Source organism: Synechococcus sp. H60.3, assembly GCF_047462295.1.
In the GTDB taxonomy this organism is placed as follows: domain Bacteria; phylum Cyanobacteriota; class Cyanobacteriia; order Thermostichales; family Thermostichaceae; genus Thermostichus.
Genome location: NZ_JANSIY010000043.1, coordinates 1 through 20,159, shown reverse-complemented (window position 1 = coordinate 20,159; position 20,159 = coordinate 1). Strand labels below are relative to the sequence as shown.

The following is a 20,159-nucleotide window of genomic DNA, read 5'->3' as shown; positions in this document are numbered from 1 at the left end:
ACACCTACCCCTACTCCAGAACCCACACCCACGCCGAGTCCCCAGGCTGGCGGGGAGCCTTCCCCCTCTCCTTCCCCTAGCCCCTAGGGAAAACCCAGTCCAGGCCTTCAACAGGTCTCAATAGTGTTTTAAGGGCCGCCGCCCCCTTAACCTCTACTAAATCTAGTGGGCACGAGCTGGTCAGGATGTTAAGCTACTGCCAGTTGTGACTGGACGGGATCCATGAGCTCAGCGTTGCAGCCGTTTTTGCCATCGTGGCAAAGGGTTGGCTTCGGGTGGCTGGTGAGTGGGATGTTGTGGGCTGCGGCGGCGGCTGCAGTTGTTGCCCAGCAGTTTGAGTTTACTCCTCAAGCTCCTCAGCCGAATCCCGTCCCCACCCTGCCGCTGCTGAGCGCTCCATCTTCCCCCAGCTCTGCCACCCCTGATCCCCTGCCACCGGTGCCTCAGGTGCCACAAATGCCGCTGGATCCCGCAGCTCCGGCTGTGGATCCGATCCCGGTGGTGCCCGTTCAAGCGGCCCCAGGTGGACAGGCTCCGCCAGGCGAGGCCTATTCCTATCAACGGCGGCCCGACTTCAGTCCAGGGGGGAACCTGGCCGGGGCTGCGCGGGGCGAGTTGCCTGCCGGCACCCGCATTCCCCTCACGGTTTACCGCCCCCTTACTTTTCAGCCTTACCAGGCCATCAGCGCCAATCTGGAGGTTTCCGAGCCGGTGGTGGATCGCTTTGGCCAGGTGGTGATCCCGGCGGGGAGCGTGGTGTGGGGCACTCTTGAGCCGATCTACCGAGAACTCAAGTTTTCTGGTCAGGAGTCGGAGAGCGCCGATCCCCAAGAGCGGGTCGTCGGCAGCCGCTTTGTGGCTAACCGCCTCACCATCGGCTCTTCCACCTATCTCATTAGAGGCCAGTCTGCACCCCTCCAGGTCAGGTTGGATCGCAACGCCGACGTGGGCACTACCGTCGCCCGTGGGGCGGGCTATGGGGCGGCGGGCGGATTGGCCTTGGGAGTGCTCACGGGGGGATGGGGCTTTTTGCCCATCTTAGCCGGCGGCCTGGCGGGTGCTGCTGCAGGGAGTACCAACATCGACCGGGTGGTGACGCTGCAGCCCAATACGCTGGTGGAGCTGGAACTCGCCGAGAGCCTGATCATCCAGTAGCCTTGACAAAAAGCAAGCAGGAGCGGGTCGGTAGAGTAGAGAAGATCCCCCCAAGTTTGCTCCATGGCCCTTTGGACCTACTTCGTGCCCCCGCTGGCCGGGCTGGTGATTGGCTACTTCACCAATGACATCGCCATCAAGATGCTCTTCCGGCCCTATCGCCCCTACCGGGTTTTCGGCTGGCGCATCCCCTTCACTCCCGGCTTGATCCCGCAGAACCAGCCCCGCCTGGCCAAGCAGATTGCCAAAACCATCATGGGATCCCTGCTCACGCCAGAGGAGCTGCACAATCTGGCCCGTAAGCTGCTGCGAACTGAGCGCATGCAGGCAGGGATCCGCTGGCTGCTGGGGGTGGCTTTGGATCGGCTGCAAAACCCCGAGCAACAGCAGCAAACGGCGCAGGTGCTGGCGCGCATCTTGGCCGATCTGTTTAACGAGTCGTTGCCCCGCCTGGTGAAGGTGCTTGCCCGCCAGGAGACCTTTTTGGAGGGGCCGATTAACCAACTGTTCGACCAGGTGCTCCTGGAGCTGCGCCTCAACGCTGAGCAAGCCCGGCAGCTCTCGGAGTGGATCCTGAAGCAGGCGCTGCCTCCCAAGGTGTTGCGGCAGAACCTGGTGGACTTTCTCACCGATCGCAACATCGAAGCTTTGGATGAAGAATTTCGCGAGCGGGCCACCGGCTCCTACTGGGTGGTGGCCAACTTGTTTGGCCTCAAAAACGCCCTACTGCGCCTGCGCACCTATTGCCTGGAGGAGCCGGAAGGGGCAGAAGCCATCTTGGAAGATCTGCTCAAAGACATCAACGCCCCCCGCCGCCTGACCGAGATCCTGCAGAACCTCTCCCTGCAAAACCTGCCGGTTTCCGCCGTACGTCAGTTGCGTCGTGCCCTCCGCGATGGGATCCAAGATTACCTGCGCAGCCAAGGGCCAGAGGTTATCAAGGGGCTGGGGGAGAGCATCGATTGGGAAAAAGTGGCCAGCCTGGTGTTGGGTCGCCTGCGCAACTCCAAGGCGTTGATCACCTCCATCGATCAGATCAGCGCCGACCTGGCTTTGATCCTGGAGCGCTACCTGGAGCGGGATCTGGAATCCTTGATGATGCAGGTGATCCCGGTGTTGAACTTGGATCAGGTGATTGCCGACAAAGTGAACGCCACTTCCCCGGCCCAGCTGGAGCAGGCCATCCAACAAATTGTGCGCCAAGAACTGCAGGCCATCGTCAACCTGGGGGGGCTGCTGGGTTTTTTGGTGGGCTGTGTGCAGGTGCTGTTTTTGCTGAGGTGACAGCCCCCTTCCCCAGAAAACGGGAGCTTGGATGGGAGTTTTCGCTTCGGTTATGATATTAGAATGCGGTTAACAATTCTCCACACTTCCGATCTCCACGCCAACCTGCACCCTTGGAACTACTTTACCGGGAGCCCCGCAGAGCACGGCCTGGCCAAGCTGGCCACTCTGATCAAGCGCGTGCGAGCAGCCAGCGAGGATCCCGTCCTGCTAGTTGACAGCGGCGACACCATTCAAGGATCCCCCTTGGGCACCTACTATGCTCAGGTGGAGCGGGTCTCCCCTCACCCCATGGCCCATACCCTCAACGCCCTCGGCTACGACGCCTTCACGCCGGGCAACCACGACTTTAACTTTGGGCCCCAGGTTCTGCAGGATTTTGTGAGCGATCTCCGCTGTCCCACCCTCTGCGCCAACATCCTCCGCCAAAATGGGGATCCCCTGTTTCGGCCTTATCTAATCCGAGAAGTGGCCGGGATCCGCGTCGGCCTGCTGGGGCTGACCACCCCCCGCATCGACACCTGGGAGCGGCCCGACTACATCGCGGGGCTGCGCTTTGCCCCTCTGCTGGAAACTGCCCAGCACTACCTGTCGCTGTTGCGGCCCCAGGTGGACGTGTTGGTGCTGATTCTGCACAGCGGCCCCAGCCAATTGCCCCCTTTGCGCACCCCAGAGCACTGGCACAACCCAGATCGCTCCGGCTGGACCAGCAACAAAAGCCTGAGGGGGGAAAACGAGCTGCTGGCCCTGGCAGAGCTGGAGGGCATCGACGTCATCCTCTCCGGCCATACCCACCAGACCATTGCCGGCCTGGGGGGAGCCAAGGCCCTGGTGGTGCAGCCCGGCTACTGGGGCAGCCACCTTTCCCACGTGTCTTTGGAGCTGGAGCGCCACGGCGGACGCTGGCAAGTTGTCGGGAAAACCGCCCAGTTGCTGGCTGCAGAAGGGATCCCGGCCGATCCGCAACTGTTGGCCCTCACCGAGCCCTACCACCAAGCTACCTTGCGCTACATCCGCCAGCCCATTGGCCACGCCCGTTGTGCCTACCGCGGTGGGCTGGCAGCCCGGTTGGGGGCCAATCCCCTAGCAGAGCTCCTGCATCAGGCCCAATTGCAGGCGGTACGGGAGGCCGGCCTCTCGGCGGAGCTCTCCCTGGTCAACATCTGCAGCAGTGCCGGCCTGGCAGCGGGCCCCATCTTTTTGCAAGACGCCTACAGCCTCACCGTTTACGACAACACCCTCTGCATCTTGGAGATCACCGGCGACATCTTGCGACGCGCTCTTGAGCAGACGGCTGGGTATTTTCGCCAATTGGATCCCGAGCATCTCCCGGCGGATCCCGCCGCTGTCGTCGCCCCCGAAGCCCGCGGCTACACCTTCGACCTCTACCACGGCATCGACTACTGCTTCGATCTCACCCGCCCCGTAGGCGAGCGCTTGGTGACCTTACAATTTCGCGGCCAACCGGTGCAGCCGGATCAGACCTTTCGCCTGGCCATCAACCACTACCGCGCCGGCGGTGGGGGGGGCTACAGCATGTTCCAAGAAGCCCAAACCCTCTGGATCTCCGCCGACAGTATCCGCGACTTTCTCGCCCGCCACATTCACACCCATTCCCCCATCCAGCCCATCTACAGCCACAACTGGCACCTCATTCCCAACTTGGCCGAGATCTACTTTCCCCAGTGTTTGGGCCAGCCTCAGGACAGCTTGCTGGTAGGCTAGAACAACAGGAACCTTAACTGGCTGGTAGAGGAGTCGGTAGAATACGATCAGCACAGAGCCCAGTTTGGCTAATGGCGGCGATGGTTTTGAGACTGCCAAACTGTGGGCACCCGACGTTACTGCTTATTGCTCACGCTTGTCGACATAACCCATGACTGCTGAAGAAAAGCAACCGATGCCCCCAGAAGATACCTATCCTGAACTCCAGGAAGAGGAAATCGACGTGGAGGCAGAGCTGGAGAAGCTGATTCTGGAAGACCGTGAAGCGGAAGCTGGCACCTCCTCCGGCGAAGCCAGCGCTGAGGCTTCTCAAGATCTCAGCGAAACCTTAAAGCAGCTCCAGCAGGAGTTGGAAATAACGCGCCAGCAACTGAAAGAGAAGGAAGAGTCCTACATACGCCTCTACGCCGATTTTGAGAACTACCGACGGCGTACCCAGCGGGAAAAAGAGGAGTTCAGCCAAAAAGAACGGCAGAAATTTGTGCTGGAGATCCTGCCTGTTGTGGATAGCTTTGAGCGGGCGCAGCAGCAGTTGAAGCTGGAGACCGACCGCGAGCGGGAGCTGCACAACAGCTATCAAAGCGTCTATCGCTTGCTAGTGGAATGCTTGAAAAAGATGGGCGTATCCCGCATGAAATCGGTAGGCCAGCCCTTCGATCCCAACCTGCACGAGGCCATAGCCCGCCAGCCCAGCAGCGAGTACCCCGAAGATGTGGTGGTCGTTGAATATCAACCGGGCTACAAGCTGGGGGACTTGGTGATTCGCCATGCCATGGTGGCTGTCTCGTCGGGCAGCCCAAACCCTGAGCCTTCCTCCCCAAGCACAACGGCTGATGCCGAGACTGGCCCCGAAAGTACTCCTACCTCTCCCCAAAACCCTCCAAACCCTTAGCAAAACTGCTCTCTCGAACCTTGACAAGCAGAGCCTATCCATCCCCAGAAAGGCTACAGTAAAGCTACGGAGGCGGAAGCGCTGCCTGAAGGTTTCTGCGGGATTCTGGGCAGAATGCTCTTAATAAGTTGAGATCCGTGGCATCCGTCTTGGGTTGGGATTTGACGCACGGGGAGAGAGCGGTATGGGCAAAGTCATCGGGATTGACCTGGGAACCACCAACAGTTGTGTGGCGGTTTTGGAAGGGGGGCAGCCTGTGGTGATCACCAATGCCGAAGGAGGGCGCACCACCCCCAGCATCGTCGGCTTTGCCAAGAACAATGTCCGCCTGGTGGGTCAACTGGCCAAGCGTCAGGCGGTTACCAACGCGGAAAATACCATCTTCAGCATCAAACGCTTCATCGGCCGCACCTTTGCCGAAACCGAAGAAGAACGGAAGCGAGTTCCCTACAAAGTCATCCCCGGCCGGGACAACATGGTGGAGGTGGTGGTGCAGGATCGCGCCTACACACCCCAGGAGATCTCCGCCATGATTCTGCAAAAGCTGAAGGCCGATGCGGAGGCTTATCTGGGGGAGCCGGTGACCCAGGCCGTGATCACCGTTCCCGCCTACTTTACCGATGCCCAGCGCCAGGCCACCAAAGACGCGGGCACCATTGCCGGACTGGAGGTATTGCGCATCATCAACGAACCGACGGCGGCCGCCCTGGCCTACGGGCTGGACAAACAAGATCAAGATCTGCGTATCTTGGTTTTCGACCTGGGTGGCGGCACCTTCGACGTCTCGGTGCTGCAACTGGGCAGCGGCGTGTTCGAGGTGCAAGCCACCGCCGGCAACAACCATCTGGGCGGCGATGACTTTGATCAGAGAATTGTCGATTGGCTCAACCGCCAGTTTTTGGAGACGGAAGGGATCGATCTTTCCCGGGATCGCATGGCCTTGCAGCGGATGCGGGAGGCGGCCGAGAAGGCCAAAATTGAGCTGTCCAGCACCCAGGTTACGCTCATCAACCTGCCCTTTATCACCGCCGACGACTCCGGGCCCAAACACCTGGAAGTGGAGCTGACCCGCGCCAAGTTTGAGGAGTTGGTGCGGGATCTGGTGGAAGCTACTGTCGAGCCCACCGAGCAAGCCTTGCGGGATGCCGGCCTCTCCCCTGAGGATATCGACCGCGTGCTGCTGGTGGGTGGCTCTACCCGCATTCCCGCTGTTCAGGAGAAGATTCGGCAAATCTTCAAAAAAAACCCGGATCGCTCCGTCAACCCCGACGAGGCCGTAGCCCTTGGCGCGGCCATCCAAGCAGGGGTGGTGGGCGGAGAAGTGAAAGACCTGCTGCTACTGGACGTGATTCCCCTCTCCATTGGTGTGGAGACCCTGGGCGGGGTATTCACCCGCATCATTGAGCGCAACACCACCATTCCCACCAGCAAAACTCAGATCTTCTCTACGGCCACCGACGGCCAGAGCGTGGTGGAGATTCACGTTTTGCAGGGGGAGCGGGCCATGGCCAAGGACAACAAGACCTTGGGCCGCTTTCAACTGACCGGGATCCCGCCAGCTCCCCGGGGGGTGCCCCAGATCGAAGTCTCCTTTGATATCGATGCCAACGGCATTCTGAAGGTCTCGGCCCGCGAGAAGGGGACGGGGATCGAGCAGAGCATCAAGATCACCAACAACGGCGGCTTGAGCAGCAGCGAGATCGAGCGGATGCGTCGGGAAGCCGAGGCCTACGCCGAAGAAGATCAGCGCCGGCGGCAGTTGGTGGAGGCCCGCAACCAGTCGGACAGCCTGCTCTACAACTACGAGAAGACCCTGCAGGAGCACGGCAGTCGCCTTAGCGAGATCCGCCTCCAGCGGGGGGCGCAGGCGGCAGGCACATTGAGGGCGCTGCTGGCAGATGATAACGTAGACTTAGCAACTTTACGGAACGCAATGGAAGAGCTGCGGGCTGTACTCCTGGAGATGGGGAGTGAGATCTATGGCACCCGCTGAGAATGCTCGGCGAAGGCTTTTGTTCAGCTCTGGGGCAGGGCAGGGGGCGTTGCCTGGGCCATTCGTTAAGCTGTGTTTCCGGCGTCATTCCATCCTTGTTCTCTGAAGCGCTTCTATGGCTCGTGACTACTACGAAATCTTGGGGGTTAGCCGTGATAGCTCCAAGGAAGAGATTAAGCGCGCCTATCGTCGGCTGGCCCGCAAGTATCACCCTGACGTCAACAAAGAGCCAGGGGCTGAGGATCGCTTCAAGGAAATCAACCGCGCCTATGAGGTGCTCTCCGATGACGAGCTGAGGGCTCGCTACGATCGCTATGGCGAGGCAGGGCTAAGCGGAGCAGCAGCAGCCAGCGGGTTCCAGGATTTTGCCGGAATCGGTGGCTTCGCTGACCTTTTCGAGAGCTTCTTCACCAACTTTGCGGGAGGGGGAGTTGGCTACAGCCGCAGCCGCCAGGGGCCAGTACGCGGGGATGACCTGCGCTTTGACCTAAAATTGGAGTTTCTTGAGGCCATCTTTGGGGGCGAAAAGCAAATTCGCATCAGCCACTTGGAGGTCTGCCCGGTCTGTGGGGGCAGCGGGGCTAAGCCCGGCACAAATGTGAAAGTTTGCCCCACCTGTGGTGGCGCTGGTCAGGTGCGGCGGGCCACCCGCACGCCCTTTGGCAATTTTACCCAGGTCTCGATCTGTCCCACCTGCGGCGGTGCCGGCCAGGTGCTGGAAGAGCCCTGCTATAACTGCAATGGGGAGGGGCTGGTTCAGACCACCAAGAAGCTGCGCATCAACATCCCTGCCGGTGTGGATAGCGGCACCCGTCTGCGGGTCTCTGGCGAGGGGGACGCCGGTCGGCGCGGTGGCCCACCGGGAGATCTCTACGTCTACCTGTTTGTGGAGCCAGATCCCGACTTCCAGCGAGATGGCCTTACCATTCTCTCGGAGGTACGGGTGAGCTATTTGCAGGCCATTTTGGGGGCTAAAGTCTCAGTGCCCACGGTGGACTCGAAGGCGGGCCTGGAGGAAGAGGTGGAGCTGACCATTCCGGCGGGTTCCCAGCCGGGTACGGTGTTAACTCTGGAGGGCAAGGGGGTACCTCGCCTTGGCAATCCGATGTTGCGGGGCGACCACAAAATCACCCTGGTGGTGGAGATTCCCACCCGCATCAGCCCTGAAGAGCGGGAACTGCTCCTGCGCCTGGCCGAGTTGCATGGGGAACGCATCAACAAGCGGGACGGTTTCTTGGGCGGGCTGTTGCGGGGGCTGGCCCAAATGCCCGGCAACCGAGAGCGAGAAGAAGAATGACGGCGGAGGCAATTCCCCCCCAGGAGGTGAAGCTGGTTCTGGATCAACGCGGGATCCCTTGCCCGCTTAACTACGTGCGGGCCAAGCTACGCCTGGAACGCATGGCCCCGGGGGAGGTTTTGGAGCTGTGGCTGGATGCGGGGGAGCCGCTGGAGCAGGTGCCCAATAGCTTGGCGATGGCCGGCCATCGCATCGAAGGCCAACAAGCTGCGCCGGAGGGGCATCACATCCTCTGGGTGCGCCGCGGGGACTCGGCATGAGCCACCTGAGCTGGGATGGAGCGGGACAGGCCGCCGGAGAGGGGGGTCAGGGATCCGCCTGCACCGGCTGGGTGCGCGCCGCCCAGGCCAACTTTTATCGCGTGCGCATCGATCCTGAGCTAGCTGCCCTTTTTCCTGAGATCGAGACGCATTTCCCGGCCCAAAAGCCGATGCCGGCTGAGCTTCTCTGCACTGCTCGGGCCAAGCTGAAAAAGATGGGGCAGCAGGTGATGGTGGGGGACTGGGTGGAGGTTAGCTTGCCGCCGGTTGCCGACTCTCTCTGGCCGGAGCGGGGGGCAATTGAGGCCATTCTGCCGCGGCGAACTCAGTTGCCTCGACCGGCCATCGCCAACATAACCCAAGTCTTGGTGGTGGTGGCTCTAGCGGATCCGGAGCCCGAGCCCAATGCCCTCAGCCGTCTGCTGGTACAGGCCGAGGCCAGCCACCTGCGGGTTCAGGTGGTGTTCAACAAGTGCGATTGTGTAGAGGCGGCGGTGGCAGAGAGCTGGCGACAGCGTCTGCAGCGGTGGGGGTATGAGCCTCTATTGGTCAGTGCCCTTACTGAGGCAGGGATCCCCGAGCTGCGCCGCCGCTGTCGGGATCAGATTTCGGTGGTGGCCGGCCCCTCAGGGGTGGGCAAATCCAGCTTGCTCAATCGGCTGCTGCCGGAGGCGCGGCTGGCCACCCAGGCAGTATCGGAGAAGTTGCGCCAGGGGCGGCACACCACCCGCCACATAGAGCTGTTTCCCTTGCCGGAGGGCGGTTGGATTGCCGATTCGCCCGGCTTCAATGCCGGCGAAGGGATCCCACCCGTTGCACCTTTGCAGCTAGCTGGCTGCTTTCCCGAAGTCAGGGAGCGGCTGGGCACCTGTCAGTTTCGCGATTGCTTGCACGATCGGGAGCCGGGCTGTGGGCTGCGGGAGCTGGACTGGGAGCGGCGAGCGTTCTACTTACAGCTTTTACACGAACTTCAGGAGGCGCAATCGATGGATTCCGCCCCCCCTCGCCAGGACGCCTACCCTATCTTCTCCAAGCATTACGGGGAAAAGAGCAGCCGAGGTCTTCTCCCGCGGCATCGACCCTCTTCTCGAAAGCAGGGCCGCCAGACCCTGTCCGATCCCGAGCTCGGCCAGCAGAACGGTTGAATCTGGACATAGCTTTTCTTGGGAGCTGTTGCCGACGGCCGGGTTTTTGGCAGCGGTTGATCGCCCCAGCCGCTTGCCTCATGATGGTAGTACCTCGCAGGCCATGCTTTTCAGAAAAGCCATCGTGAAGGGCCTCAGAGGAGCCTTCCTAGTAGTTTTAGATACACGCACCTCCGCTGGGCAGCTCCCTATGGCAGTCTCGGATCCCCTTCGCCTTGTCGTGCAAGAAGTGCAGCGGGACGGGTACGCAGACCGGGTGAAAAAGTTGGTTTACTTCACCTGCACCCGCAGTTGGGAAAGCAATGCCAGCAAGCTGAACGAGGAGGAATTGAAGGCGCTGTTGGAGCAGCTCTGCCGAGAGCACGCCACGCTTGAGGCTCTGGGCCAGTGTTTTCGCAACGCCATCAACCAGATCAACAAGAAGGCTGAATACGCCCGCGTCGCCAAAATGCTCCTGAGCAAGCTCCAGCCCCTCTACCAACAGTCTCAATCGGAGCCCGGCAGCCCTCTGACTGCTTCAGTCGGAGATCTGCCCGCTTGGGTGGCGCCTGCGCCCAGCTTACCTCTGGGATACGGTGGCCTACAACTGCACAAGCAAGACTACGACCCGTTCGAGTTGCGGGCAGGGGTGATGCAGCAGACAAGTCCCTTGCGGGCCAAGCTGGTTTTGTTCACAGCTTTGCACCACAAGCTAGAGCCCACTGTGCAAGGGTTGGCGGCCCTACGGCGCTACAGTCTCGACGAGCTGCTCAGAGCCCTTTACGACGCCTGCAACTCCCCGCAGGAGCTGGAAGCGCGGCTGCAACAGGCGGTGCAGCAGCTCCAGGAACCGGAGCAGGATAGCCAAGCAGCTAACGCCGTGCTGCAGATGCTGCAGCCCCTCTACGTTTACGTGTCCCAAGAAACGATGGCTGGTGGGGGGTTAGCTGCCGAGAGCTGTGCCGCCGATCTCGATTGGCTCAATGGGGAAAATGCCGTCGGCACCGGCGGGACGGAGTCCAGTCACATCACCTGGCTGGAGTCCGAAATTCCGAACGATGGGAAAGCAATAGCCGAGCCCCCTGCTTTTTCTGCCCCTGCCGTCCTGGCGCCAGAGCTTCCAGAACCCTGCCGCCAACTGCTGCATCGTAGCGCTGGATCCCTGATGGCCACCATCGAGAACACCCTGAGCGAGTTGGGCAACGCCCTGGATGAGGGGCTGCAGGACGAGGCTCCGGCCCAATACCTGAGCCTCAAACACCAGGTGCTGCGCGGCCTTCTGAAAGACGTAGAGGGATCCGCTGCCCTGTTCAGAGGGATCCTGAGTAAGCTGGAGCAATCGGAGTGGAGTTTGCTGCGGCCCGCTGGCAGTGGGGGACAGCCAGGAGAGATGGCCGAGATGCCGCTTCAGGTGGGGGATCCCTATGCCGCTCTGCGGCAGGTGCTGGCCACCAGCGAGCTGGCCCGCCAAAAGCCCCAGTTGGAGCAGGAAGTGATGCGCTTGGTGCGGCGCAGCATTGGCGCGATCAAAACCGCCATTGAAAATGCCCTGAGCGAGCTGGGCCAGGCATTGGACGAACAGTTCCAGAGCCGTCCCCTAGAAGAAGCCTTGGTTTTCAAGTACCAGACGTTGCGCACCTTTTTGCAGGAAGTGGAGGAGATCTCTACGAAATTTGCGGCTCTGTTGGAACGTATGGAAGAGGCAGAGCGCCGTCTGTTCGGGCTGGTTTGAGGGCCAAACCCCCTGTTGGGGATCCCGTCTAGCACTCATAGCCATCGGCTTCGGATTCCATACCCTGTCGCCAATGCGCCGCTCTAACTCCCCTCTCCCAAAAGGAGAGGGGCTGGGGTGAGGGCGGCGCAGAGCGGTAGGGAAACATCGTGATTTTCTTCTAGAATGTCCACCAGTTCAGATCCCCCCTCTCTGCCTATGGATGCCAAGGAGCTGCTCCGCCTCTACCGGGCAGGACGCACTAACTTTGCGGGCGAAAACCTAGCCGCCCTGGATCTAAGCCGGGCCGATTTAATCGGGGTGGATCTCTCACAAGCCGACCTGCACAGCGCCAATTTGATCTTTGCTTTTCTGGGGCGGGCCAAGCTGCAGAAGGCCAACCTCGTTGGAGCTAACCTTGGGGGGGCCAACCTCAGCCAGGCGGACTTGAGCGAGGCGGATCTCAGAGATGCCCAGTTGCACGGCGCCACTTTGCAGGGGGCAGATTTGCATGGGGCCAACCTGACCCTGGCCCTGCTGCTGGATGCCAATCTGCTGGATGCGGATCTGCGCTGGGCTAACCTCACCAGTGCCAACTTGGGGGGGGCTTGCCTGCGGGGGGCCAACTTGCGATTCGAGAGCCGTCGGGGAGCGGTGTTGCGCAACGCCAATCTCAGCCGCGCCGACCTGAGCGGGGCCAACCTGGCGGGAGCAGATTTGACGCGAGCTGACCTGAGCGGGGCCAATCTCAAAGAGGCCAGTTTAATTGGAGCCCACTTACAGGGAGCCAACCTGCAGCGAGCCTGTTTGCGCGGGGCCATCCTCAGCAACGCCGACCTGAGAAGGGCTTCCTTTTTGGGCGCAGACCTACAGGGGGTGCAGATGGGGCGGGCCAATTTGAAGGAAGCTATGCTCAGCCAGGTCAACTTGACGGAGGCCAACCTCAGCGAGGCGGATCTGGCGGGAGCAGATCTTTCCGCCGCCTGCCTGCGCTCGGCCAAGCTGGCGCGGACGGATCTGAGTCGGGCCAACCTAGCCGGGGCCGATCTGAGATCAGCGAGCCTGGTGGATGCCTATCTGGGCCGCACCAACCTGGAAAATGCCGATCTCCGCGGGGCCATCCTCACCCGCGCCGACCTCAGCACGGCCAACCTCGTGGGAGCCAACCTGCGCGGGGCAACCCTGCCGGATGGACGGATTGGGTGAGCAAGGCGGGGATCCGCCCTGGAGAAGGTGAGGTTTTCCGCTGTCCTGGGAGCACCACAACCGCTAGCCTACAGGGGAAGGGTGGGATCAAAGGGATCCGTGAACAGCCGCCGATTTCTGTCCTTGATGGAAGCCTTGTGGGCTGCTCTACCCTTGCCAGAATGGTTGCCGGGGGCGGGGGAGCGCTCTTGGCAGCAGACGGTGGCAGCCCTGCTCCAGCTATGGCAAGAGGTGGGACAGTTTGGAGTGGTGATCGGGGGGCCAGTCTCCTGGTGGCCCCCTTGGGTGGTGCGGGATCCCTTGCCCCAACTGCCCCTGCCCATGGATGCGCTGCATCCTCCCCGCCGTTCTTGGGAGCCGGCACGGGAAACTCCCTGGTTGTTCAGCCCGGATTTTTCCCCTGAGTCAATCCTCACCCCTGGGCAGACGGTGATCCCTCTGCTGCCGCGGGATCCACTGGTGGAGGAGCCTTTTCTGTTGCTGCTCACCCCTGTTTTTTCGGCAGTAGCCGCCCAGGGTTACCATCCCCACACCCGGCAAAGGGGGATGATGGTATCTTTCGAGCCGGAGGTGATCCGACGAGCCTGGCAGAGCCTGGAGCAACGGGTTCAACAGGGCAGGCCAGACCGGCTCGCCGCTTGGCAGGAGTTGGCTCGCCGCTATCCCCTGATGAAGCCGCATGTACGGGTGTTGGCCCGCTTCAGCAGCTTCCTTCTGCTGGGTAACCTGGCCGAGTTTGGATCCCCGCCCGCCTGCCTGCCCCCTGCCAGGGCAGAACAGGAGGCTGCCCCTGCGCCTCCACCGCCACCAGCAGCAAGGCAGATCCCGGCTTCTTCATCTTCCGCTTCCTCGCCAGCGCCTGCGCCTCCCGCCCACGGCCGCTCCTCCGCTCCCCAAGCCGAGCCAGAGCAAGTCAGCAGCCTCTCGGAGGCGGAGTTGTTGCGGGCTCTCATCCACGAGATCCAGACGCCCCTCAGCACCATCCGCACCTTGGTCAGCCTCATCCTGAAGCGGCGCGACCTGCCACCGCGGGTGCGGGAATACGTGGAGAAGATCGACCGCGAGTGTACTGAGCAGATCAACCGTTTCGGTCTGTTTTTCCAGGCCACAGAAACGGTCATGTCCGCTGCCACGCCAGGCGAGGGACGTCGGTTGCAACTGGAGCCGATTGCGCTGGTGGACTTGGTGCGGCAAAACCTGCCCCGCTGGCAGGAACAGGTGGAACGGCGGGGATCCCACCTGGAGCTGGAGATCCCTGATGAGCTGCCCGATGTAGTTAGCGATCCCAAGGCGCTGGAGGCGGTGCTGTTCGGGATGATCGACCGTCTTGCCCGCAGCACCCCTGCCGGCAGCCACATTCGCGCCCAATTGGTTAGCGCTGGCGAACTGGTCAAACTGCAATTTCAAGTGGACACCCCAGAAGGGAGCAGCACCGCTGCTGCTCCAGAGCCCAAATCGCCGCAAGCAATTGGGCAGTTGTTGGTGGTACAGCCAGATACAGGCGCCGTTAGCCTCAGCCTGGCAGTTACCCAAACCCTGTTCCGCGCCTTGGGGGGCTACCTCACTGTGCGCCACCGCGCCCATCGGGGGGAAATCCTCAACATCTACCTACCTCGCCAGCTCTAGTCCGCCGGCCTGGAGCCGGTCTGAAGTGGCAAATCCCAGGGAGGATGGGGCTAGGATCGATTTGCTTGCTCCAGGAGAGTTGAGAGAGGGGATCCATGCCGAGAGCGAAAAAAGTTGCCGAACCTCACCCAGAGCCTGAGCCCGTCTGTGGGGGCGGGGATCCCAGGCCTGGCGGGGGGATCACCCTATCTGCCCAGCAGCTCTCCACCTTGCTCCACGAGATGCGCAATCCTCTAACTGCCCTGAGCACGTTGGCCAAGTTGTTGCAAAAGCGTCTGCCCCCCGACGATCGCAACCATTGGATTGGCCTCAGCATTGAGCAAGAGTGCAGGCATCTGCAGGATCTGCTGGCGGAGCTCGAGCGCTTGGACGGGATCCCAGCCCCTCTCCACCTGCGGCCACTTGCCTTGGCCGACCTGCTCCGGGAGTGGATCCCCATCTATCAGGCTCTGGCGGAAGCACAGGGACATCGCTTTCAGGCCGTTCTTCCCCCTTCCCTGCCGCCGGTACAGGCGGATCCCCGCGCCCTGCGCCAGGTGTTGGATAACTTAATCGACAACGCCTGCAAGTACACCCCGCCCCCCGGCGACATCCAGCTCAGGGTGGAGGTCAAGCTCACCGAGGAAGCAAGAGGCTCAAGCGCCTCCTCTCGCCAAGAGGTGTGGATCGCCGTCTGTGATAACGGCCCCGGCATCCATCCCGAGAACCTGGAGCGGATCTTCGATCCGTTTTTTCGCGCTGATCTCACCAAGCCTGGGCAGGGGCTGGGGTTGGCCATTAGCCGCGACTTAGCCACCCAAATGGGAGGAGATCTCCAGGTGGAAAGCTCCCCCCAGGGCTCCTGCTTCCGCCTCAGATTGCCCACGGCCCAGTAGGGCTTGAAAATGTGAGCAGGGATGTTTCTCCCAGCCAAAATCTTGAAGCTATCCAGGAGCTGCCCAATGGCCCCCTCCGCTCAAGCCAAATTGGAACCTGCCTCGGCACGGGCCCGCATTTTGTTGGTAGATGACGAGCCAGGCTTGCGGGAAGCAGTGCAAGCCTACCTAGAAGACAGCGGCTTTGAGGTGATCCCGGCTGCCAATGCCCAGCAGGCTCTGCAACTGCTCAGCACGGCCCAGCCCCAGCTAATTATCTCCGACATCATGATGCCGGGCATGGACGGCTACCAATTTTTGGCGCAATTGCGAAAACTCGAGCCCTACAGCCATCTGCCGGTGGTGTTCCTCACCGCCAAAGGCATGACTGCCGACCGCATCCAGGGCTACCGGGCCGGCGTCGATGCCTATTTGCCCAAGCCCTTCGATCCGGAGGAGCTGGTGGCCATCGTCTCCAATCTCATTGAGCGCTCGCGCGCGGCCAGCCCTTCGGAGGTGGTGGCCCGCGAGCTGGCCTCGATTCGCGCCCTGCTGTCGGAGCGAACTCTCCCCCCGACCAGTCCCTCTCAGCCCCCCACCTCAACTCCTTTACCCCCACCGATTAAGGTGGAGCTGACGCCGCGGGAACAGCAGGTGTTGGAGAAGGTAGCAGAAGGTCTGATGAACAAAGAAATTGCCAAACAACTGCAAACCAGCGTGCGCAACGTGGAAAAATACGTCACCCGCCTCCTCAACAAGACGGGCACCAGCAGCCGCACCGAGCTGGTGCGCTATGCCCTCACCTACGGCCTGATCCGGTTGTAGCCCTCACCCCCCCCTCTCCCTCTGGGAGAGGGGAGAAGGAGCTTACGGCTGTGGCTGGGGCGGCACGGTAACCAGCAGCTCCAGCCCAAAAGCATGCTCCCCGGCGGGGTAGCTGGTGATCCCTATCCCATCGATGCGGGTCAGCAGCTCACGGGCTTCCGGCTCTACGTTGGCCAGCCCACCCGGCAAGGCGGCTTCCAGCACCGTGCGGAGGCCTCGCCAATTCAGCAAAAAGTAGCCGTAGTTGGGCTTGGGCAACTGGTTGTAGAGGGTTTTCAGCGGCTCGGTTTGAGGAAGCAGATGGCCCTGGCGCTGGGCAAGGCTTTGCAGCGCCGCCGTGCTGGTGGTAACCATCAGGTAGTTGCCTTCCCAGGCACGGGTTAGAAGCGGACGGTTAAACAAGGGATCCGCCCAGGTTACCTGGCCATCGGCTTCCGTTACTCGCGCGCCCGACTCCTGAGCCAGCCGATCCAACTGGGCCAGGGCCGCGTTGGCTTTGTCTTTTTGGCTGCTCTCGATGATCAAAGCCGCCCCCATGCCTTGCAAGAGGGGGTGGGCCTGGGCATCGGGCGCCACCAGCAAGGCCATCTCCCCATCCAGCCAAGCCATCAGGTCTCGATCCAGATCCAGGCGGGTGTTGGTGCGGAACTCGGCCCGCAGTTCATCCAGGGACTCTTTGGCCTGGGGATCCTCTTCCAGCTCCGACACAACCGCCTGCCAGCGTTGGGCAACCTGCTGGGTGGTGACTACCAGCAGGGCATTGCCGGGCAACCGCTGGATCAGCTCGCCCCGGGCAGTCTGCCACTTGCCCAGCAGCGGGGTTTGGGGATCCAGTTGGGTGAGTAGGCGCGTCTGCAGGCCCTGCTCCCGCCAGTGGGCAGCCATAGCCAAAGAGCGCAGCGGCTGCAGGGATCCCAGCTCCACCGGATCCCAGTCCCGCGTCCAATCTCGGAAAGACTCGGGATCCTCCTGCAAAGCCTGGAAGTTGAAGTAGGCAAAAGCCAAGGTGCCCGGCTTCTGGTAGAGATCGCCCACGGCAGTGCGGAAGCCTTCGGCGCGGCTAATGGGCTCCGCCTGGCCGCGATAGACAGCAATTGCCTGCTCCATCACCTTGGGATCGTTGGCCAGGGCCACGAAACGGCTGCCAAACTCGGCCGTCACCCACCGTTCGCCCGGCTCCCCATTGGTTTGCACGTAGAGAGTCACCCCTTGCTCCTGGCGCTGCTCGAAGTTGGCCCCTTCCGCCTCTGCCTGTTGCCGCACTTGGGCCAGGAATTGCCTGGACAGATCGGCGTTGCGGGTGCTGGCTCCAAAGAGGATCCCAGGCATCGGTTCCGCAGCCCCCGGCACCAGGTTGGGGATCACCACCGCCAGCGTGAATTGATCCCCGGCCCAGGTCTGGATCTCCTCGCGGGAGAACTCCTGGCCGGTGCTGGCCCAAGCTTCTGCCGTCCAGCTCTCCCAACGGGCCAAAAGGTCAGGGTGGGTACGCAGCGCCTCTTCTGGTTTGGTGGAAAAGGCCAACACTAGGGGTGCCGATTGGGGAACCAGCGCCGTCTCCGGCAGAACATCGCCGGGCAACTGCACCTGGGGTGCCCTAAGCTGGCAGGAGCCCAAAAGCCAAGAGCCCCCCACCGCCATCAATGTCAGGGAGAACGGACGAGGGCGACGATAAAGTTGGGCCTGCATACCACACCTGCAACGAGCCGTCCTCTTGAGCATAAGCGATGAACTCGAAGGCTGTCTGTGATCCCAGGCCCGCCCGCCGAAATTCTGTAGAAATTAGTTACTTGGGTCGGGCGCGGGCAACCAGCTCATCCACATATTCGTTCCAGCGCAGACCTCGGTGGGCCGGGATCCAGGCCACCCGCACCTGCGGGCACTGCCGTTTCAGTTGATACAGCTCTTGCACCAAGTCCAGGTTTTCCACCGGCCCCGTACGCCGTCGCCACCCCTGCGCTGCCCAGCGCTCCATCCAATCGTTGTAGGTCTGCACACAGAGATGGGAGTCGCTGTAGATGGTGTCCATGCAGTTGTCCTGGGTATCGCGGCAGTATTGCAAGGCCCGAATGAGACCGGTCAATTCCATGCGGTTGTTGGTGCTGGCGGGATCCCCTCCGTAAAACTCATCCACAATCTGGTCATCCTCAACCACCACCACCGCCCATCCCCCTGGCCCTGGATTGGGAGAACATCCTCCGTCGGTAAAAATGCCACTACGGGGGCAATCAGCTAGCCGTCGCGCTACTTGGCGGTTGCCCAGGTGTGAGCTTTTGGCCATGATGGGATCCCTAACCGACACCAGAAACTGCATTCTATCCTCTGGAGGCGTGTCAGCGCCGTCGGCTATTGTGGATAGCCCTGGAAAAGTATCCTTTCGCGCTACCGGCAGCATATGTAGAGGTATCAGAAGCCGAGTTGTTTGGCGAAAAAGCGCGAATAAAAACCCCCAGAAAAGCTGGGGGAGGAGTGGTGTGTTGAGGTGATGAATACTTGCATGATATCTCCTGAAGCTGGTGGGTAGACGCAAATGGCGAACGATCTCTGCGTTTTCTTGCAGAAATCCTTGCAAATGTGAGAAAGCGCCAGACACTAGAAATCAGGACGGTAGAGAAACTCTATTCCTTCTTGGTCACCAATAGTGTTTTTTCTCTGAACAGATGCCTTACTAAGCGCTAGATGTAGAGAAGATCCAGCCATCTTTTTTATGCGCCTGCCGCTGACACTAGGGGTTGTGTCAGGCCCAGATGGGTATAAAGGCGGGAAAAGTCAAAATTCGCTGACATTAACTCCTGGATGCAGCGGACTTTGACCTCCTCGTGCAGGCGGATCTGGCCGAAAACCCGCTCGATGCGATTGATAGTGGTGAAGGTATCCAGATCCACGGAGAGGATCGGTACTTCCAACTCTTCGGCCCGCGCCCGGATGCGGGGATCCAGAGGCAGCTTGCCCGTCAAGATGAGGCAGAGGGTGGAAGTTTCCAGGGCGGCCAGTTGAATATCGGTGCGATCGCCGCCGGTGATTACCGCCTTGTGCTCCAGCTTGCGGAAGTACTTTAAGGCGGAGTTGACGTTCATTGCTCCTACGGCAATGTTTTCAACCATTAAGTCCATCCGATCCGGGCAGCAGAGCACCTCCGCCTCCAGTTGCCGCGCCAGCTCGCCGACGCTGATGCTGCGCAAAATGCGGTGGGAGGGCAAAATGCCCAAAACCGGGATCCGTTGCCCCTCCAGGAAGGGTCGAACGATGGTCTTTGCCGGCTCCATCTGGTCGGGCGGCACATCGTTGAGCAGCACGCCAGCCAAATGGGATCCCAGTTGGCGATGGGCAAAGAGGAGGGAATCGACGGCTGAGGGAGAGTGGTAGCGGCTGATCAGCAGCACCGACGCCTCCAGGGCTTGGGCCATTTTGGCCAAGGAGAGGCCGAACAGCTCTCCCTCATAGAGATCGGCTGGGCCCTCTAGCAGGATCAAATCTGCAGCGGATCCCTCGGCAAACTCCCGCAAAGGGGCGACAGAGCACACGGGATCTGGCTCCCCCAGAGACTGCTGGATATGGGTCAGCAAAGCGTCTTCGTCGAGCTGGAAAAGCATGGGGGGCATCTGGGTCAGCCGCAGCGTATCCGCTACAAAGCGCATATCCGGATCCATCCCTTCCGGGGATCCATTCTCCCGGGCGCAAGATCCGAGCGGCTTCCCATAAGTAATTTTCACTCCTTGTTGCTGCAGATGCTTGGCCAAACCCAAGACAGCCGCTGACTTGCCGCTGAAAGGTTCGGTAGAACCGATTAGGAGGAACTTGGACACGGAGAGCTCCCAGTACGCAAGGGACAACGAGGGTGTGGCTGAAGTTACCTGTTACTCAGTCTAGCGGAGGCCGCTCGGGGGAAACCTCGGGTCTGATCCCTGGTCTCCCCCTTTGGATTTCCTTGTCCTCTGGTCAGCTAGAAACCGCAGGAGCCCCGCCCTGTACCCCCGTATACGGGGGGAGGGGGGCCGGTCAGGGCCGGGAGGAATGCGGACGACGGATAACTGTGACAGGACTCAAGTCCTGACTATCTCCTGCAAGCTCAAGGTGTCTGTGTCGCAAGCCGCCAAGCTGGATGCGACTCTGGATGCTTTTGCTCAGGCAATGAACTACCCCACCGCGTAGGCGGGTGGGGTTTCCTCACCCGCTTGGCAGCAGAGCTTTTGTCTCTTCTTCTGCC

General features: G+C 61.2%; 16 protein-coding genes. 13 read left to right on the top strand and 3 right to left on the bottom strand.

Annotated features, from left to right (window positions below):
* The first annotated feature begins 291 nt into the window (after window positions 1-291).
* From NW841_RS06430 to NW841_RS06370, 13 genes are all read left to right on the top strand, one after another.
* Entirely contained in the window at window positions 292-1,155 is an 864-nt protein-coding gene (locus NW841_RS06430; RefSeq protein WP_414385880.1) for a hypothetical protein, read from the top strand.
* A gap of 63 nt (window positions 1,156-1,218) precedes the next feature.
* Entirely contained in the window at window positions 1,219-2,439 is a 1,221-nt protein-coding gene (locus tag NW841_RS06425) for a DUF445 domain-containing protein (protein WP_414377083.1), read from the top strand.
* Between the two features lie 63 nt (window positions 2,440-2,502).
* A complete protein-coding gene (locus tag NW841_RS06420) occupies window positions 2,503-4,164 on the top strand; it encodes a bifunctional metallophosphatase/5'-nucleotidase (RefSeq protein WP_414385879.1) in 1,662 nt (553 codons plus the stop codon).
* 151 nt (window positions 4,165-4,315) lie between these two features.
* The gene (grpE, locus tag NW841_RS06415) at window positions 4,316-5,056 is read left to right on the top strand and encodes a nucleotide exchange factor GrpE (protein WP_414365169.1); all 741 of its coding nucleotides are present in this window, start codon (window positions 4,316-4,318) and stop codon (window positions 5,054-5,056) included.
* Window positions 5,057-5,240: 184 nt separating this feature from the next.
* On the top strand, window positions 5,241-7,049 hold the full coding sequence (gene dnaK / locus NW841_RS06410; protein WP_414365167.1) for a molecular chaperone DnaK: 1,809 nt from the start codon (window positions 5,241-5,243) through the stop codon (window positions 7,047-7,049).
* A 115-nt stretch (window positions 7,050-7,164) separates the two neighbouring features.
* Window positions 7,165-8,346 carry a molecular chaperone DnaJ gene (gene dnaJ, locus NW841_RS06405; RefSeq protein WP_414365165.1) on the top strand — a complete coding sequence of 394 codons (1,182 nt, stop codon included), beginning with the start codon at window positions 7,165-7,167 and terminating at the stop codon, window positions 8,344-8,346.
* Window positions 8,343-8,606 (top strand): sulfurtransferase TusA family protein, encoded by a 264-nt coding sequence (locus NW841_RS06400; protein ID WP_414385878.1) that lies wholly within the window; start codon window positions 8,343-8,345, stop codon window positions 8,604-8,606. Before dnaJ ends, NW841_RS06400 begins: the two co-directional genes overlap by 4 nt.
* Window positions 8,603-9,751 (top strand): ribosome small subunit-dependent GTPase A, encoded by a 1,149-nt coding sequence (gene rsgA / locus NW841_RS06395; protein ID WP_414385877.1) that lies wholly within the window; start codon window positions 8,603-8,605, stop codon window positions 9,749-9,751. Before NW841_RS06400 ends, rsgA begins: the two co-directional genes overlap by 4 nt.
* 190 nt (window positions 9,752-9,941) lie before the next feature.
* Entirely contained in the window at window positions 9,942-11,462 is a 1,521-nt protein-coding gene (locus NW841_RS06390; protein WP_414385875.1) for a hypothetical protein, read from the top strand.
* Window positions 11,463-11,660: 198 nt separating this feature from the next.
* A complete protein-coding gene (locus NW841_RS06385) occupies window positions 11,661-12,647 on the top strand; it encodes a pentapeptide repeat-containing protein (RefSeq protein WP_414377116.1) in 987 nt (328 codons plus the stop codon).
* A 99-nt stretch (window positions 12,648-12,746) separates the two neighbouring features.
* Window positions 12,747-14,273: a sensor histidine kinase gene (locus NW841_RS06380; RefSeq protein WP_414377076.1), complete on the top strand. Its 1,527-nt coding sequence runs from the start codon at window positions 12,747-12,749 to the stop codon at window positions 14,271-14,273.
* Window positions 14,274-14,368: 95 nt separating this feature from the next.
* A complete protein-coding gene (locus tag NW841_RS06375; protein ID WP_414365156.1) occupies window positions 14,369-15,148 on the top strand; it encodes a sensor histidine kinase in 780 nt (259 codons plus the stop codon).
* A 66-nt stretch (window positions 15,149-15,214) separates the two neighbouring features.
* Window positions 15,215-15,952 (top strand): response regulator, encoded by a 738-nt coding sequence (locus NW841_RS06370; protein WP_414365154.1) that lies wholly within the window; start codon window positions 15,215-15,217, stop codon window positions 15,950-15,952.
* 42 nt (window positions 15,953-15,994) lie between these two features.
* On the opposite strand, the gene NW841_RS06365 is transcribed toward NW841_RS06370, so the two are convergent.
* From NW841_RS06365 to NW841_RS06355, 3 genes are all read right to left on the bottom strand, one after another.
* Window positions 15,995-17,641, bottom strand: a complete 1,647-nt coding sequence (locus NW841_RS06365; RefSeq protein WP_414385873.1) for a DUF3352 domain-containing protein — start codon at window positions 17,639-17,641, stop codon at window positions 15,995-15,997.
* Between the two features lie 97 nt (window positions 17,642-17,738).
* Window positions 17,739-18,266: a ribonuclease H family protein gene (locus NW841_RS06360; protein WP_414385871.1), complete on the bottom strand. Its 528-nt coding sequence runs from the start codon at window positions 18,264-18,266 to the stop codon at window positions 17,739-17,741.
* 391 nt (window positions 18,267-18,657) lie between these two features.
* The gene (locus NW841_RS06355; protein WP_414385869.1) at window positions 18,658-19,758 is read right to left on the bottom strand and encodes a phosphotransacetylase family protein; all 1,101 of its coding nucleotides are present in this window, start codon (window positions 19,756-19,758) and stop codon (window positions 18,658-18,660) included.
* Window positions 19,759-20,159 lie beyond the last annotated feature (401 nt).